At 57.3% G+C, this 16,676-nt stretch carries 11 protein-coding genes; 4 read left to right on the top strand and 7 right to left on the bottom strand.

Annotated features, from left to right (window positions below):
* The first annotated feature begins 1 nt into the window (after position 1).
* The 3 genes from mdtN to CWM52_RS12150 are packed head-to-tail and all read left to right on the top strand — an operon-like array spanning position 2 to position 4,455.
* Positions 2 to 1,030: a multidrug transporter subunit MdtN gene (gene mdtN / locus CWM52_RS12160; RefSeq protein ID WP_100684346.1), complete on the top strand. Its 1,029-nt coding sequence runs from the start codon at positions 2 to 4 to the stop codon at positions 1,028 to 1,030.
* 9 nt (positions 1,031 to 1,039) lie between these two features.
* Entirely contained in the window at positions 1,040 to 2,977 is a 1,938-nt protein-coding gene (locus CWM52_RS12155) for an FUSC family protein (protein WP_100684345.1), read from the top strand.
* Positions 2,978 to 2,982: 5 nt separating this feature from the next.
* Entirely contained in the window at positions 2,983 to 4,455 is a 1,473-nt protein-coding gene (locus CWM52_RS12150) for an MdtP family multidrug efflux transporter outer membrane subunit (RefSeq protein ID WP_206057714.1), read from the top strand.
* 15 nt (positions 4,456 to 4,470) lie between these two features.
* Here CWM52_RS12150 and CWM52_RS12145 read toward each other — a convergent pair whose 3' ends face one another.
* Positions 4,471 to 7,200, bottom strand: coding sequence for a LuxR C-terminal-related transcriptional regulator (locus CWM52_RS12145; protein ID WP_100684343.1), 2,730 nt, complete (start codon positions 7,198 to 7,200; stop codon positions 4,471 to 4,473).
* A gap of 196 nt (positions 7,201 to 7,396) precedes the next feature.
* On the opposite strand from CWM52_RS12145, the gene CWM52_RS12140 reads away from it, so the two are divergent.
* The gene (locus tag CWM52_RS12140) at positions 7,397 to 8,176 is read left to right on the top strand and encodes an acetoin reductase (RefSeq protein ID WP_100684342.1); all 780 of its coding nucleotides are present in this window, start codon (positions 7,397 to 7,399) and stop codon (positions 8,174 to 8,176) included.
* A 184-nt stretch (positions 8,177 to 8,360) separates the two neighbouring features.
* Here CWM52_RS12140 and CWM52_RS12135 read toward each other — a convergent pair whose 3' ends face one another.
* The 6 genes from CWM52_RS12135 to dpaL form a co-directional block, all read right to left on the bottom strand.
* Positions 8,361 to 9,914, bottom strand: coding sequence for a peptide MFS transporter (locus CWM52_RS12135; RefSeq protein WP_100684341.1), 1,554 nt, complete (start codon positions 9,912 to 9,914; stop codon positions 8,361 to 8,363).
* Between the two features lie 612 nt (positions 9,915 to 10,526).
* Positions 10,527 to 10,913, bottom strand: coding sequence for a VOC family protein (locus CWM52_RS12130; protein ID WP_100684340.1), 387 nt, complete (start codon positions 10,911 to 10,913; stop codon positions 10,527 to 10,529).
* A gap of 159 nt (positions 10,914 to 11,072) precedes the next feature.
* A complete protein-coding gene (locus CWM52_RS12125) occupies positions 11,073 to 12,359 on the bottom strand; it encodes an MFS transporter (RefSeq protein WP_100684339.1) in 1,287 nt (428 codons plus the stop codon).
* 75 nt (positions 12,360 to 12,434) lie between these two features.
* Positions 12,435 to 14,030, bottom strand: coding sequence for an N-acyl-D-amino-acid deacylase family protein (locus CWM52_RS12120; protein ID WP_100684338.1), 1,596 nt, complete (start codon positions 14,028 to 14,030; stop codon positions 12,435 to 12,437).
* A 67-nt stretch (positions 14,031 to 14,097) separates the two neighbouring features.
* Positions 14,098 to 15,282, bottom strand: coding sequence for a YgeY family selenium metabolism-linked hydrolase (locus CWM52_RS12115; RefSeq protein WP_100684337.1), 1,185 nt, complete (start codon positions 15,280 to 15,282; stop codon positions 14,098 to 14,100).
* A gap of 21 nt (positions 15,283 to 15,303) precedes the next feature.
* Positions 15,304 to 16,530, bottom strand: coding sequence for a diaminopropionate ammonia-lyase (gene dpaL / locus CWM52_RS12110; protein ID WP_100684336.1), 1,227 nt, complete (start codon positions 16,528 to 16,530; stop codon positions 15,304 to 15,306).
* Between the last annotated feature and the right edge of the window lie 146 nt (positions 16,531 to 16,676).

Genomic DNA, 16,676 nt, shown 5'->3' with positions numbered 1-16,676 from the left:
TATGACAAACTCCAGCTCAAGCGTATTACGGAAAAAGTGGCCTCTGCTGGCCCTCGTCCTCGCCGCGATCGTGGCGCTTATCCTGGTTATCTGGCAGCTTCAGACCTCGCCGGAAACCAACGATGCCTACGTCTACACCGATACCATCGACGTGGTGCCGGAGGTGAGCGGCCGGATCGTGGAGATGCCGATCCGCGACAACCAGCGGGTGAAAAAAGGCGATCTGCTGTTTCGTCTCGATCCGCGCCCGTATCAGGCGCTGCTCGATGATGCCCGGGCGAGGCTGACCACCCTGGATGCGCAAATCATGCTGACCCGGCGCACAATCAAGGCCCAGGAGTACAACGCCCAGTCCGTCGCCGCCGCGGTAGAGCGCGCAAAGGCGCTGGTTAAACAGACCACCTCGTCACGTACGCGTCTTGAGCCGTTAGTCCCGCAGGGCTTCGCGTCGCAAGAAGATCTCGACCAGGCGCGAACCGCCGAAAAAGCCGCCCGCGCGGAACTCGACGCCATCCTGCTGCAAGCGAAACAGGCCTCGGCCGCCGTCACCGGCGTTGACGCCATGGTTGCCCAGCGGGCGGGGATTCTGGCGCAGATCGCGCTGGCGGAACTGCACCTGGAGTTTACCGAAGTCCGGGCGCCATTTAACGGCGTGGTGGTGGCGCTGAAAACCACCGTCGGCCAGTACGCCTCGGCGTTAAAACCGGTGTTTACCTTAATGGATGACGATCGCTGGTATGTCATCGCCAACTTCCGCGAAACCGATCTTAAAAACGTCCGCCCCGGCGTAGCGGCCAGAGTCACCATCATGACCAACCATGATAAATCGTTCGCCGGCGTGGTCGATTCCGTCGGCTCCGGCGTGCTGCCTGAAGGCGGGAGCGTGATTGAAGGCCTGCCGATTATTCAGAAGAGCATCAACTGGGTTCATGTGTCGCAGCGTTTCCCGGTGAAGATCGCGGTAAAAGATCCTGACCCCGAACTCTTCCGCATGGGTGCCTCCGCCAGCGCCGTTCTTCAGCCTCAGTAAGAGGGCACTATGCAGAACCTTTGGTCATTTCTCACCCGCGAACTCCGCGACGCGCCGGGACGGGCAAACTACACCCTGCGTCTGACCCTGAGCTGCGCGGTGCTGATCGTCCTGTTTATGACCCTGCAGATCCCTTTTTTAGCCGTGGCGCTGATCGTGGTGTTTTACGTCAGCCAGCCCAACGTGCTGATGATAAAGCTGGTGAGCGTGGTCTTTTTCCTCACCGTCAGCGTGGCGCTAGGCGGTGTGCTGCTGATCATCAAATGGACTTATGACTACCCGCTGATCCGCCTGGTCGCCTCGGTCGTGCTGTTTTTCGGCGCCATCTATCTGATGCGGGTGCTGGGCAAACTGGGGATGGCCTTTTTCGTGGTCGCCCTGGTGGTTATCTACGCGCAGACGTTCCCCTCGATGACCAGCCAAAGTGAGATTCTGGTGCGCCTGCTGCTCTGGCTGTGGGTGGTCATCAACCTCGCCATTGTGGTCACGCTGCTGGTCAACGCCGGCTTTCAGCAGGCTTTTCCCGGTTATCAGTTCAAAGCGAGGATGGTGGTTTTGCTCCGCGAGGTGGCGACGCTTCTCGCCCGACCGAATGCCAGCTCTGCGCCGACGTTCAAAGAAATTGCCCGACAGTTCGCCGAGCTTCAGTCGCTGTATAAGCAGGCGACCCGCTCCAGCCCCGAGATAGCCGACAACCCGCAGGCGTGGCAATCCCTGATGGCCGCCACCCTTCACTGCTATCACCTGGCCGCGCTGCTTCAGCCGGAAGAGGCCCCTTCCGCCGGGCGTCTACAGCTTGCCGCCGCGCTCTCGACGCTGGCGCAGAATCTGGACGTCAGCACGCTCCCGGCAATCCTGCCGGAGGCCACTGCGCGGGATACGGCAAACCCTGTTATTTTGCAGGAGATGGCGACTACGCTGAACCAGCTGGCGCGTGGCGAACCGGTGCCGCTACCGGCGGGGGAAGAGGAAAAAGCGCCCCTGCTGCTGCCTGACGCCTGGTCGAACCCCGCCTATTTGCACTTCGCGCTCAAAACGCTGCTGGCAACGCTGCTGTGCTACGTTTTTTATACCGCCGCCGACTGGCAGGGGATCCACACAATTATGCTCAGCTGCGTGATTGTCGCTCAGCCGGGGCTCGGCGCGACGCTGCAGAAGACCTGGCTGCGCATCGGCGGCGCCCTGCTCGCGACCCTGCTGGCGCTGCTAATGATCGTGTTTATTCAGCCGCATAGCGAATCACTCGTCGGTCTGCTGGCGATGACTCTGCCGGTGATGGCGCTGTCGGCCTGGATAGCCGCGGGGTCTGAACGCATCGCCTACGCCGGGATTCAGATCGGTTTTACCTTCTCGCTGGCGTTTCTCAGCTGGTTTGGCCCGCTGACCAATTTGACCGAACTGCGCGATCGCGTCATCGGTATTTTGCTCGGCGTGCTGGTCTCTTCGATTGTCCACCTCTACCTGTGGCCGGATAGCGAAGCCCCGCAGCTCAAATCGCGGCTGGCCGACCTCTACCGGCAGATTGCGAATGACCTGCGCGCCAGTCGCGACGAAGTGAAATTAGTCCCGCTGTTTCACGCCCTGAACCGCGCCGAAACGCTGATGCATCGGGTGGCGGCTGAACCGCTGAATGCTTATGCCCACCCGCATCCCGAGGCGAAAACCTGGCCGGTGAAGGCCACCTGGACGCAGGCCCTCGAAATCGTGCGCTTCAGCGAAGGCTACCGGCTGTACGCCGCTCCAGGGGATACCTTTCTGCGCCGCTGCGCCGGGTCGCTTGAGACCTACGCCGATGATATCGACCAGCAGCAGACGCCCATGCCGTTCGGCGAGCTTCGGCCCGACCCCGGCAATCCTTTTGGCCCCCCGCTGGTCACCCTGCTGACGACATTGCCAGGCTGGTCGTCCGCCCCTTCAGCGCTTTCGCGACAGGCAGATAAGTCATGAGAAAAATGGACACCGCGGCCCGCTTCCTGCGCTACTCACCGCTCGCCTTCGCCCTGACGCTGGTTACCGGCTGCGCCTTAATTCAGGACGATCCGGGCCAGGTCACTATCGTGAACCCGCAGCAGGCTGAACTCGCGCAGGTGATTCACCTCGCCAACAGCGGCTGGCCAGCGGCCAGATGGTGGGAAGGCTATCACGATGCCCAGCTCAATATGCTGGTCAACCGCGCGCTGCAAAACTCCCCGACCCTGCAGGCCGCCCGGCTGCGGATTGCGCAATCGCAGTCCACCATTGAGCTGGCGCAGTCGGCAATGGGTGTCCAGGCCACCGCCGTGGCGGCCCAGAACCGGCTGCGGGTTACCAACAAACAGTTCACCTGGCCCTACTCTTACTCGCTGCCGGTCGATAAAAACGGTCCGTGGTACACGCTGAATACCGTCGGCGTCGGCGCCACGCTGAATATTGATTTGTGGGGAGCCGATCGCGCCCGCGTTGCCGCCGCCATTGGCGAGAAAAATGCGCGACAGGCCGAAACGGCCGGAATCGAGCTGGATCTCGCCAGCAGCGTGGCGCAGCTGTACTTTGCCATGCAGGCCACCTTCCAGAAGATTGCCTTGTTGCATCAACTGGAAGAGATTGCCCGTCTCTCTGTGCAGGCGCATGAGCACCGCAGCCGGCGCGGCGTTGAGGATAGCGTGGATATCGCCAATGCCCAGGCCGAGCTGCTGGCGGCGCAACAACAGGTGATTACGGCAAACGGGACGTTGACGCAGTACCGGGAAACATTGCGGGCGCTGATCGGCGCCGATGCGCACAGCATGCCGGAGATCCACCCGTTCCCGCTGCCGACGCTACAGGAGACGCTGCCCGACTCGCTCTCCTTTGAACTGCTGGCCCGCCGCCCGGATCTCCAGGCGCTGCGCGGCTATGTCACGGCATCGTTAAGCCAGGTCGATGCGGCGAAAGCGGCATTTTACCCGCACTTTGATATCAAGGCGTTCTGGGGATACAACGCCCTGAGCGTCGGGGATCTGTTTAAATCGTCCTTCCAGCAGTTCAACCTTCTGCCGGGCCTGTATCTGCCTCTGTTCGACGGCGGCCGACTGAATGCCAATCTGCAATCGGTCCGTACCGCCAGTAATATTCTGATCAAGCAGTACAACCAGGCGGTACTGGATGCCGTGCGCGATGTGGCGATCGGCTCCAGCGAGCTGAACGATCTGAATCAGCAGGTGGTGTTACAGAAGCTGAAGGTGACGGCCGCCATGGCCACCTCCCGCAGCGCCAGCGCCCACTATCAGCGAGGGCTGGTCAGCTACTATGCGGCTCAGGAAGCGCGTCGGCCCGTCATCGCTCAACAACTGCTCCTGCTGGATATCCAGGCGCAGCGGTTGAGCAGCGACATTACGCTGATTAAGGCCTTAGGCGGGGATTACCGCGGCCCGGCGCTGGAGAATCTGGGGCAACAGGCGCGCTGAGGCGCCGCTTGCGCGTCAGTCGAATAACTGCCACTCGCGCGCCCGATTCAACGCCTGAATCCGACCATTGACCTGTAGCTTTTCGTACAGCTGTTTGAGATGCCATTTCACGGTTTCGGCAGTAATTCCTAAGGCCCGGGCGATCTCTTTATTGGAGTAGCCTTCGGCGATCAGCCCCAGCGTCTGCTGCTCCCGCTCGGTCAGGCGAAGCTGCGCGGGCGCCCGACGGCTGGCCAGCGGCAGGACTCCGGCCGCGCTGAATCTGGCGAGATGCTGCGCCAGCGCCTCGCTGAAGCCCTCATCGTGCCCCCCGCGTTGCTGAATTGCCGCCAGCAATGAGGCCATCTCCTCTCCGCCATCGAGCAGGCTGCGCCACAGCTTCTGCTGAAAGGCGCGACGCAGCGTCGGGATCCCCAGCGTTACCGCCCGCTCCTGTTCTCCGGCGCGCCACAGGGCAATGGCCTGCATAAGCCGCAGGCGTACCGCAAACAGCCACTCGCCGCCGCGCTCCTGCTCAGCGGCCAGCGTATCGAGCTGCCGCGCCGCCGCCAGCGGTTGTCCACCGGCCATCAGCATCCGGCTGTGACTGAGGGTTAAACAGGCGCTCACCACATCATTTTTCTCCGCGCCGGGGGACAGCCCCTGCAGGCGACGAAGCAAACTGTCGGCCACCGCGCGATCGCCGACGTGGAGCGCATTGGCAATACGCTCAGCCAGCAGCGGCGCCTGCGCCCGCAGCCATCCGCGCTGAACCGCCAGACCTTCGGCATGCAGCAACAGCGATGTCATCTCATCCGTCTGCCCATGACGTTGCGCCAGCTTCGCCAGCACGATGTAACAGCGGCTAAACCCATCCGGTGGGCAAAAGTTATCGATCGTCTCAAGACGTAGCGTCAGCAGAGTGGGGATGCGCTGCACCTCCCCCTGCTCCCAGGCGATTTCGGCCAGAATCGGCGCCAGGGTGGCACCGCTGCTGGAGTGAGGACCGGTCTGCTGTTCGGCATACTGTAGCGCTCGCTCCGCCTGCCGCTGCGCTTCGGCCAGATTGCCCTGGCGCAGGTATCCCTGGGCCATGACAAACGCCCGGTAGACCTCCACGAACAGATTACGGTTCGCCACCCGCACGCCCGATACCCGCTGCTGGACATCCAGCGCCTGCTGTGGCCGGGCGTTCGCCAGATGGCAGTAGCTGAGAATATTGCATACCAGACCATCCACCCAGATATCGCCGCAGGGCACCTCATGCAGCAGCGGTTCCACGATAGCAATGCTCCGGGCAATATTGTCGGCGAAGGCTTCGCAGATAGCCCGGACGACGCGGAGCTTCACCCATGAACTGTGGGCAATCTCGCTGCGGTTGGCGACCGCCAGCGACTCAATGGCGTCCAGCAGTTGGCGGGCATCGTGAAAGCGAAAGCGGTGCGCGAGCGCCCAGGCGAGATTGGTTTGTAGCTCGATACGGGAAGGGTCCAGATTGGCCGGCAGATAGCGGATCCAGCGCACCATCGTCTCGATATCGCCCTCTTCCGCCAGTGACTGCACGCCGGCTTCCGCATGCCCGGCGCCCGTTTTTCCGCCTTCCAGCGCATGGCGAATCGCCTCCGCCCACAGCTGCTGGCCGGCAAACCAGTTGCTGGCCTGTTCATGCAACACACGGATATCCACCTGCGCACTGTGCTGCAGACGATACAGCAGCGCTTCACGCATCAGTGGGTGGTAACGGAACCAGAACCCGTCCGTATCAAGAGCGGAGAGAAACAGATTGTGCCGGGCTATCCACGCCAGCATGGCTTCTCCGTTGCGTTTCCCGGTCACGGCATCGCACAGCGACGGATGCAGGCGGTTGAGTATTGAGGTGCGCAGAAGAAAGTCCAACACCCCGGCGGGCAATGGCGCAAAGATCACCTCTTCCAGATAGCGGGAGAGCGCGCGGGAGGTGGTATTCAGCTTGCCGTCGGTCGGGCAATAACGGGCGCTGCCGCTTGCTAAAGCCGCCATTTTCATACCGGCAACCCACCCCTCCGTGCGGGCAATCAGGCGCGGGATCTCCTGCGGGTCCGGCGCCGGGGAGATCGAGGTTGAAAAATAGGTTCTGGCCTCCGCGACATTAAACCGCAGCGCATGATCATCGATCTCCACCAGCCGATCCTGCATGTGCAGACGGCTCAGCGCCAGGGGCGGCTGGCTGCGACTGGCAATAATCAGATGCAGAGACGGCGGCGCGTGGTTCAGCAGCCAGTTCATACCATCATGAATCTCCGGGTGGGCGATATTCTGATAATCATCGAGAATCAGAGACAGCGGAGCCGGATAATCATGCAGCTGGTTGACGAGCCCGGCGAGAAACAGCCGGAAGTCGTCTCCGGGAGCGCCCTCCGGCAGAACCTTCTCCGCTTGCCAGAGCGGCCGCAGCGCCGCCTGCAGATAGCGCATAAACAGCAAGGGCGTACTGTCATCTTCGTCAATGCTCAGCCACGCCAGCGAATCGCCCTGCTGCTGTCGATGCTGATACCACTGGGCCAGCAGCGTGGTTTTGCCGAACCCGGCGGGGGCGCATACCAGCGTCAGCGTGCTGGCGAGCGCGGCGTCCAGCCGCTGCAGCAGACGTTCACGCGGCTGCAATACCCCCGGCGAACGCGGCGGCGTAAAGCGAGTCGCAATAAGCGGCAAGGTGCGCGCAAGGCGGAACGGTTCTTGATGCACAAATCCGCTCAATGCGTCATCCGTCGGGGGTAACAATTCCATAGCGCCATGACCTCCTCATCCCATGCATACGCCATTATCCCCCCCAACCGGGGGGTAGGCCACGTTTATCCATACCTATAAAGTAGTTTTATCCTTTGCCACCGATGGGCGATACGCCAGGTCTGCGCCTGCGTACAGCGAACCTTTCTCCATCAGGCATCCATCGTTTCTTAATCAGTACAAGGTGTGTACAGAAATGGCTATCGAAAATAAAGTTGCTTTAGTCACCGGTGCCGGTCAAGGCATTGGCCGCGGTATTGCTTTACGTCTGGCCAAAGAGGGTGCGTCGTTAATGCTCGTCGACGTGAACCCGGAAGGGATTGCGGCGGTTGCCGCCGAAGTTGAAGCGCTGGGTCGTAAGGCCGCCACCTTTGTGGCGAATATTGCCGAACGTGACCAGGTGTATGCCGCCATTGACCAGGCAGAAAAAGAGCTGGGTGGTTTTGATATCATCGTCAACAACGCGGGGATTGCCCAGGTGCAGGCGCTCGCCGACGTGACGCCTGAAGAGGTCGATCGCATCATGCGTATCAACGTTCAGGGGACGCTATGGGGCATCCAGGCCGCGGCGAAAAAATTCATCGACCGTAAGCAAAACGGCAAAATTATCAACGCCTGCTCCATTGCCGGCCACGACGGTTTTGCTCTGCTGGGGATCTATTCCGCCACTAAATTTGCCGTTCGCGCCCTGACCCAGGCGGCGGCGAAAGAGTACGCCAGCCGCGGGATCACCGTGAACGCCTACTGTCCGGGGATTGTGGGGACCGGCATGTGGACCGAAATCGATAAGCGTTTTGCCGAAATTACCGGTGCGCCGGTCGGCGAGACCTATAAAAAATATGTTGAAGGGATTGCGCTCGGCCGTGCGGAAACGCCGGACGATGTGGCGAGCCTGGTCTCTTATCTGGCCGGCCCGGATTCCGACTATGTTACCGGCCAGTCGATCCTGATCGATGGCGGGATTGTTTATCGTTAATGCCCGCTGCGGGTCATCTCAGACAGACGGCCCGTTTTCCCGCCCTCTTCTTATTACACAACCGCTGACCTCCCCTGAGCGCGTGCCTCCTCGCGCTGGCAGATGGCTATTTGCCGTTAAACTGCAGGCGAAAAAAAGCTGGCGCATCACGCGCCAGCCTGCAGAGTGTCGCTTTCCGTTGCCGTCAGGCTTGGGTCAGCGGTTTCTGTGCGGCTTTGTCCTGGGTGTTTTCCAGCATCCGACGCACCGGTACGATCAGCACGCAAAGTACGGCGGCGCAGATCAGCAGCGCAATCGAACAACGCGCGAAGAGGTCCGGCAGCATATCCAGCTGGTCGGCCTTCACATGGCCGCCGATCAGGCCAGCCGCCAGGTTACCCAGCGCACTGGCGCAGAACCACAGCCCCATCATCTGGCCGCGCATTCTTTCCGGCGCCAGCAGCGTCATGGTCGCCAGGCCAATCGGGCTCAGGCACAGCTCGCCCAGGGTCAGCATCAGAATACTGCCTACCAGCCAGAATGGTGATACGCCGGTCCCACCGTTGTTCAGCACGTTCTGTGCCGCCAGCATCATCAGGCCAAAGCCCGCTGCGGCGCAGAGAATGCCGATGACGAATTTGCTGATGCTGCTCGGGCGGACGCCATTACGCGCCATCGCCGGCCATGCCCAGCTAAATACCGGCGCCAGCAGAATAATAAACAGCGCGTTGATTGACTGGAACCAGACCGCCGGGATCTCAAAGCTGCCGATCATACGGTTGGTATAATCATTGGCGAACAGGTTGAAGGAGGTCGGCTTCTGTTCAAATGCCGACCAGAAGAAGGCGGCGGAAACCAGCAGAATAAAGCACACCAGCAGACGGGCGCGCTCTTTGCGACTCAGTCCGGCGAAGGCAAACAGATAGATAAAATAGAGAACAACCGAAGCGGCAATCACGTATACCAGCATACTGGCAACGGCAACAGGGTTAACCACAATCACGCCCTGCGCAATCAGCGTGATAATCACCGCGGCACCCACGGCCAGCGCCAGCAGCCAGGCACCCACGCCGTTCTTCTTCGCCACCGGACTGTTCCAGGTTGAATCGAGGCCCACTTCGCTGTCGTAACGCTTCATCGCCGGTACCGCGAAGACCCGGAAGATAACCAGCGCCACCAGCATCCCGATGCCGCCGATGCCAAAGCCCCAGTGCCAGCCGTGTGATTTTATCAACCAGCCGGAAATCAGCGGCGCGATGAACGACCCCATGTTGATGCCCATGTAGAACAGTGAGAATCCACCGTCACGACGCGCATCTCCTTTCTTGTACAGCGTGCCGACCATAACCGAGATGCAGGTTTTGAACAGACCCGATCCCAGCACGATGAACATCAGCCCGATAAAGAACAGGTTGTCGCCCAGCACCGCTGACAGGGCAATCGACAGATGACCCAACGCGATGAGAATCGACCCGTACCAGACCGCCTTTTGCTGGCCCAGCCAGTTATCCGCCAGCCAGCCGCCCGGCAATGCCGCGAGGTACATACTGCCGGCGAAGATACCGACGATCGCCGAGGCATTTTCACGCGCCAGTCCCATTCCGCCGTCGTAAACCGTGGCGGCCATAAACAGAATCAACAGGGGACGAATACCGTAAAACGAGAATCGCTCCCACATTTCGGTAAAGAACAACGAACCCAGCGGATAAGGATGACCAAAGAAGGTCCGGCTTTCATTTTTATTCACAGAGGAATGCATAACTTCTCCAGATAAGGTGCACCGCAGCACAGAGAGACCGCGGAAAGCGTGTTAGCCATTTTTACACTGGCCAATCATTTACATGGGGCATGATGTTTTTTAACCATTTGATAACCAGCATCTGGTTTTGTCTAGCCCCTTACCCCCATCTTTTAGATGAAAAGTCGACAAACGTCTACTTTTATAGATTTAAAGTTGGCTGACAACAAAATGTGATTGACATCTCAAATGATAACAATGCATAGTATTATTTGTTTATAAACAACAACTTAATAAAATACACATTCATACTCATGGATAGCATGCGTCGCGGATAAAACGCGATAAAAAGTAGGGTAAATACGAGGTTGGTCTTCACGACAGGGGAAAGTCTCGATAAATCACGCTCTTGATGATTTAGTCACCGCGTGATGCTCGCGTACGCAAACGGCGGCGAGCCGGACAGAAGCCATATGACGCAGGCGACGGCTATAAACGACTCCATTTCTCAATCTCTTCAATAACCTGACGCGGTGCAGAATAACAAATACCGTACTCCGCGCATTGGGTTCTGCCCGCCCTTGCCTGCGGACAGGGCCGCGCTGAACCGCCGCGCTGTCCTGGGCCCCCAGTCTATGGCCACTCCCGGTTCTGAAGCACCACCCGATAGCCGTCATCATCGACAAAAGTGTTGCCATTGATATCCCAGTAGGGGTTAAACGAACTCAGCGCCCGAAAACCCGCCGCCGTCATTCTGGCGCACGCCCGCTGCCAGTCGGCTTTATCGGGGTAATACAGCACGAGCAGGTCTTCATCGGTCGGCGCAGGCTGTCGCGGATGTTCATGACAGTGGGTGAACTCGATATGCCAGGCCAGCTCCGGACGGCCCACCATGACCCCGCTAAAGCCGGCATGATTGACGAAGTCCGCGATTCGCATGAGCTCCAGCCCTTGAGTATAGAGGGCGCAGGTACGTTCAAGGTTGGTGACGGGTCGGGCAATTCGCATATGGCTGAACATGATAACGGGCTCCCGCGGGGCAAAATAAGTTTCCGGAATGGGCAACATCGCCCCTACTGTACCCGGGTTTCAGATGGCGATTTGTCGAGAAGAGCCGTGGTTTTGCCCGTCAGTCTCCTGTGGCAGTGGAACAGCATTGCCACAGGAGAGAAACGTTAATCAGGCTTTACTGGGTAATGCGCTTACGGCATGTGAACTTTTCACTGTCAGCGTGACTAGCGCAGAACATAGCAGAGCGGCGATCATAAAGATAAATGCGCTGTTGTAGCTTCCACCGCTGGTTTGGATCAGCCAGCCGATGATCGGTGCTGAAACAACCCCCGCCATCTGACCGCCAAAGTTAACGATACCAGACGCCCGCCCCATGATATTGCTGGGGATGGTATCCATCAAAATGCCCCAGAAAGTGGCCATGGCGAAGAACATGAACAGAGCTGAAACGCACTGATAAACCACCGCCATATCCGCGCTGCTCACGCTGAAGGTCAGGTAGAGGAAACCCGCGGCAATAACTGAGGTCACAACATATAAAGTTTTACGCTGAGGTTTGAATTTGTCTGAGCAATATCCGCCTAACAATGTTCCACCTGCGCCAAACAGGAAGGGGATTGCCGCCATCACACCGGTTTTGGCTAACGAGAACTCACGAACGGTAATCAGGTAGCTTGGTAACCAGGTTGAAAATCCCCAGAAGGTAATATCAAACAAAAACCAGATACCAGCCATCTGCCAAAGCACCGGCATTTTCAGCACGTCTTTAAACGCAATAGCGCTGGTGTCTTGTAAACTGCCCCGATCGTCAGCGGCCAACTCCACCAGATCCTGTTGCGTGATAGCAGGATGATCTTTCGGGTTGTCTCGCGTAAACAAGTAGATACCCGCAGCAATAAACAGCCCCGGAATACCCAGCACAATAAAGACCATGTGCCAACCAAACGCTCCGATAATGCTCGCCGCAACCACAACCGCCAGCGCCGGGCCTAAGGTATTTACCGTAGACTGAATCGCCGTGGCGCGGCCACGCTCTTTCGACGGGAAGTAGGTCGAAATCATCTTCCAGGATGCCGACGGGAAGCACCCTTCACCGATACCAAAGAAAAAACGTACGGCCAGCATCAGTGGCAACGTCAGCACCGCGCCGGTTAAGCTGGTAAAAACGGACCACCAGGCGATACCAATGGCCATAATTTTACGCGAGCCAAATTTATCCGCCAGCAACCCGCCGGGAATTTGAAACGCGGCATAACCAATAAAAAAGGCGCTAATAATTAAGCCCTGCTGCGTTGTATCAAGATTTAAATCTTTGCCGATATAGGGCAACGAAACGCTCATGACCATTCTGTCGAGGAAAGAGAGCAGCCACGCCAGCCAGATCAAGGTCAGGACGGTATATCTTGCTTTCCAGGTCTTTGGTTTACCTGAAGGTAAAGATGTTTGTAGGTTCATTGTGATGTCCTTAGGGTGTAGCGATCTCCCGCAACCATTTATGATCGCGGCAGATCAATGCGTGTTTAGCGTTATTTATTGATATTGTTTTCTAATAACCGTACCGCTACAGGCGTAACTTTCTGTGCCATTAATTAAGGCAATACGTCCATTGACCATCACGACTTCAATACCTTCCGGATACTGATTTGGCTCAACAAACGTTCCCTTATCCGCAATGGTGTCGGGATCGAACATCACAATATCCGCCGCATACCCGACTTTAAGCAGTCCGCGATCTTGCAGACCCAACACCTCAGCGGGTTTACCTGTCATCTTGCGAATTGCCGCTTCCCAACTCAGGCACCCTTCCTCGCGCACATATTTACCCAGGACGCGAGGGAATGCGCCAAACACACGTGGATGGGGTTTGCCTGCCCCCATTAAACCGTCAGTACAGACGTTCTGCTCTGGCCGGCAGAGAAACTTAATCACGTGCTCTTCAGTCCCGTAGAAATCGACCATCCCCACGGCGTTTTCTTCTTCAAAGAGCAGATCAAAGGTGGCGTTGTACGGATCTTTACCGCGTAATTCCCCCAACTGAATAAGATTCAGGCCCACGGCATCCTGATTCTTTGCCGTTTTCACGCTGGTGACAAAAATCTGCTCCAGGCCAGCAAAGTCAATAAAGTTATCCCACCCTGCAATACCTTGCTGAATGTCCTCGATCATTTTGGCGCGCAGTTCAGGCGAGGCCAGACGCTCAAGTAATTTGTCAGTGCCGCCGGAGTGAACCCAGGGCGGCAGGATCACACCAAGCATGGTGCTGCCTGCCACATAAGGATACTGGTCGTAAGAGATACGAATCCCCTCTTCCTGCGCCTGCTCCAGCATGCCCAGCATCTGGTCGATGAGCCCCCAGTTTTTCTTACCGCAGACTTTCATATGCGAAATATGCAGCCAGACGCCGGTAGCTTTAGCGATATCGATAAGCTCTTGCGTTGAATTGATGATGTCGTCAGCTTCACTGCGCTGGTGTACCACAAAGATCCCGTCATACTTCGCCGTCACCTTGCACAGCGCGATCATTTCGGCGGTATCGCCAAAGGCGCAGGGCATATAGATAAGACCGGTGGACAGACCAAACGCACCGGCCTTTAACTCACGCTCCAGCACTTCACACATCTTCGCCACATCTTCACGGGTGGAGGGGCGCCCATCCAGCCCCATCGCTTCCATGCGCACATTACCGTGCGGAACCAGATATGCCAGATTGGTCGCCGGGTGGCGGGATGCCAACAGGTTGAGATAACCGTCCGTGTTTTTATATTTCCAGTCGATTTTATCGGTATCACCATCCAGTCCGGCAATATTTTTACGCCAGGCCGGAATATATGTTTCAGGCAACGGCGCCAACGCGACGCCATCCTGCCCCAGCAGTTCCGTAGTAATACCCTGACGAATTTTCGCCGACAGCGCGGGATGAATAATGGCCGACAGATCTGAGTGTGTGTGGGTATCGATAAAGCCAGGGCAAATAATTTTTCCTGTCGCATCAATTATCTGTTCATTAATACCTGCGTCAATGTGACCTATTGCGACAATACGTCCTTCATCAACCATTACATCGGTAATGGTGCCTGGCTTGCCCGTCCCGTCGATGACCTTTCCGTTTTTAAAAATGGTTTTCATCGTTATTCTCCATAGCCGTGTCGCTTCACAACACGGCTTGTAAGGTAAGAGGTTGTTATCTTTATTTTTATTGGCGATAGAGTGTCTGGATGATGCTGTAATAGCCGCTGGCCGAACCGGTTAACTGATCGATCTCAATATACTCATCAATGGTATGCGCCAGGTTTTCACGCGAAGGTCCGAAGCCAACAGTCTTGATCCCCGCTTCGCCCGCGTAGTGGCTGCCATTAGTGCAAAAGGAATACTGAGTGATGGTCGGATCAAATCCAGCCTCACGAACGCCAGCCAGCACGGCCTGCACGAATTCATCGGACTCTTCATACACCCAGCCAGGAAAGAAGCGTTCGCCCTCGATGGTGGCTCCGGTATAGCAAGACTCATGACCCACCGCATAGGACACGCGGGCTTTAAACTGCGGATCTTGCGCAATAAACTCTGCAAGCGCATTTTCCAGCGGGGCCAGCACGCTTTCTTTGCTTTCCCCCACCAGCAAACGGCGATCGTAGGTTGCGCGGCAGTAATCCGGCACCACCGATGCGCCTGGATAGGGCGAAGATTTAATGTCGGTCAGTTCCAGGATGCCGGGGCCGAGCACCGGATGCGTTGGCGGAGTGATAGTGCGGATTTTGTCGATCAGCCGCGCCATGGTGTACACCGCGTTAATTCCGGCCTGCGGGTTGGCGGAATGCGCGGGTTTACCCAATGTTTCAACCACAATTTCAGCGCGACCACGCTGACCAATTTTCAGGTTTAATTCGGAAGCTTCCCCAATGATGACGTAGTCAGGCTTATAGCGTTCACTGACCAGACGGGCGGCAATGCCTTCAAAGCACTCTTCATGGACGATACAGGCGACGTAAATTTTTCCGGCGAAGTTACGCTGATTGTCCTGAGCGAAAAAACCAACGGCTGAGATCATCGCCGCTACCGCGCCTTTCATGTCCGTTGTGCCACGGCCATACATTTTGCCATTTTCGATATCGCCGCCGTAGGGGTCCCGGGTCCACTTCTCCTCATTCACCGGCACTGTATCAATATGACCATCGAGAACCAGCGTTTTCCCCGGCTGATTGCCCACGATGCCACCAACGATATTGCCGTACTTATCGACATGAATGTCATCGAACTGGTAATGCTGCATCATGATTTTTATGGCATTAACCACGTTCCCTTCCTGGCCGGAATAACTTTTCTGCTGGATCAATGCCCGGCAGTTTTTAACCACTTCTTCATAACGATTTGCAGATAGCATGGTGTTTCTCCGTTATCACTCTCAATCAGGAAGTGACTGGTGGATGACCGGATACTGACCGCCCCAGACAATATCAAGATATTGCTGCGGGTCGGTATCGCCTTCGGTACTAATCAGCAACACGCGGGAATGTTCGTCGAGCCCCAGTTGTTCACGGGTTTGCGTCAGCGCAGGAGAGGTCATCAGTAGTGCCAGAAGACCGGTGGTCACTGCGCCAGACTCTCCGGAAACAATCCGCGGATCGCCCGCTAACGGATTGCCCAGCATGCGCATACCGAGCGCGGCGACATCATCAGGACAGGAGGCGAATGCGGTGGCATAGTCGCGCAGCAGTTTCCAGCCGATGCTGTTCGCTTCGCCACAGGCGAGACCGGCCATCACCGTCTGCAAATCGCCGCCTACCGCCACAGCATCCCCCTCTTTCGCCAGTGCCGACTGGTAGAGGCAATCGGCAATTAACGCTTCAGCGACGATCACTTTCGGGCGGTTTTCCCCCCAGGCAGCCGTCACCATTCCCTGAACCATTCCGGCAAACGACCCTACGCCCGCCTGAACAAAAACGTGAGTAGGGGCAACCTGATGGAGCTGGTCTATCGCCTCCAGCATCAACGTGCCATAGCCCTGCATAATCCACAGCGGGATCTTTTCATACCCTTCCCATGCGGTGTCCTGGACCACAATCCAGCCGTGTTTTTCCGCCTGTTCGGCAGTCATACGCACGGCATCGTCATAGTTCATATCGACGATGTCAGCCGTTGCCCCTTCATTGCGGATCGACGCCAGACGTTGCTGAGAAGATCCCTTCGGCATGTAAACCACGGCATGTTGCTTCAACTGGCGCGCCATCCACGCCACGCCACGACCGTGGTTTCCATCGGTGGTGGTGGCAAACGTGACGGTCTTCAGGTCATGACGGACTTCCTCACTGGTCATGACCGCAAACGGCAGCTCGCTGATATCTTTCCCCACTAATTCCGCGATGTGACACGCCATCGCATAGGCGCCCCCCAGCGCTTTAAAGGCTTTTAAGCCAAAACGCTGAGATTCATCTTTGAGGTAAATATTTTTAACGCCCAGTCTTTTTGAAAGCGCCGGTAGCGAATAGAGCGGAGTCGGCGCATAACCCGGAATCGAGCGATGAAAATTCAACGCCTTTTCCAGTTCCTGGCGACTAAACGGCGCTAGCGGCGCGCTGGGCTGCCGGGTAAACGGTGTCCGGTTGATAAAAAATGATAAGTTTTCCTGCATCATAAACCTCATTGTCCTGGTATTTCATTCCCTGTCATGGGTCTGGTACCGCGATATTTCCGATATCGGCATTCCTGAAATGCAAAATCCTTACCAGTTTTTTAGAAAGTAAAAACACCCCTTAAAAAACCTTTTACCTCAATGAA

The organism is Raoultella sp. T31 (assembly GCF_002806725.1).
GTDB classification, from domain to species: Bacteria; Pseudomonadota; Gammaproteobacteria; order Enterobacterales; family Enterobacteriaceae; genus Klebsiella; species Klebsiella electrica.
Note: the sequence above shows the minus strand (reverse complement) of the source record. Positions and strands in the feature narration are given on the sequence as shown.

Coding starts and splice junctions, on each gene's coding strand:
- mdtN (WP_100684346.1), top strand. CDS start 2: ATGACAAACTCCAGCTCAAGCGTATTACGGAAAAAGTGGCCTCTGCTG.
- CWM52_RS12155 (WP_100684345.1), top strand. CDS start 1,040: ATGCAGAACCTTTGGTCATTTCTCACCCGCGAACTCCGCGACGCGCCG.
- CWM52_RS12150 (WP_206057714.1), top strand. CDS start 2,983: ATGGACACCGCGGCCCGCTTCCTGCGCTACTCACCGCTCGCCTTCGCC.
- CWM52_RS12145 (WP_100684343.1), bottom strand. CDS start 7,200: ATGGAATTGTTACCCCCGACGGATGACGCATTGAGCGGATTTGTGCAT.
- CWM52_RS12140 (WP_100684342.1), top strand. CDS start 7,397: ATGGCTATCGAAAATAAAGTTGCTTTAGTCACCGGTGCCGGTCAAGGC.
- CWM52_RS12135 (WP_100684341.1), bottom strand. CDS start 9,914: ATGCATTCCTCTGTGAATAAAAATGAAAGCCGGACCTTCTTTGGTCAT.
- CWM52_RS12130 (WP_100684340.1), bottom strand. CDS start 10,913: ATGTTCAGCCATATGCGAATTGCCCGACCCGTCACCAACCTTGAACGT.
- CWM52_RS12125 (WP_100684339.1), bottom strand. CDS start 12,359: ATGAACCTACAAACATCTTTACCTTCAGGTAAACCAAAGACCTGGAAA.
- CWM52_RS12120 (WP_100684338.1), bottom strand. CDS start 14,030: ATGAAAACCATTTTTAAAAACGGAAAGGTCATCGACGGGACGGGCAAG.
- CWM52_RS12115 (WP_100684337.1), bottom strand. CDS start 15,282: ATGCTATCTGCAAATCGTTATGAAGAAGTGGTTAAAAACTGCCGGGCA.
- dpaL (WP_100684336.1), bottom strand. CDS start 16,530: ATGCAGGAAAACTTATCATTTTTTATCAACCGGACACCGTTTACCCGG.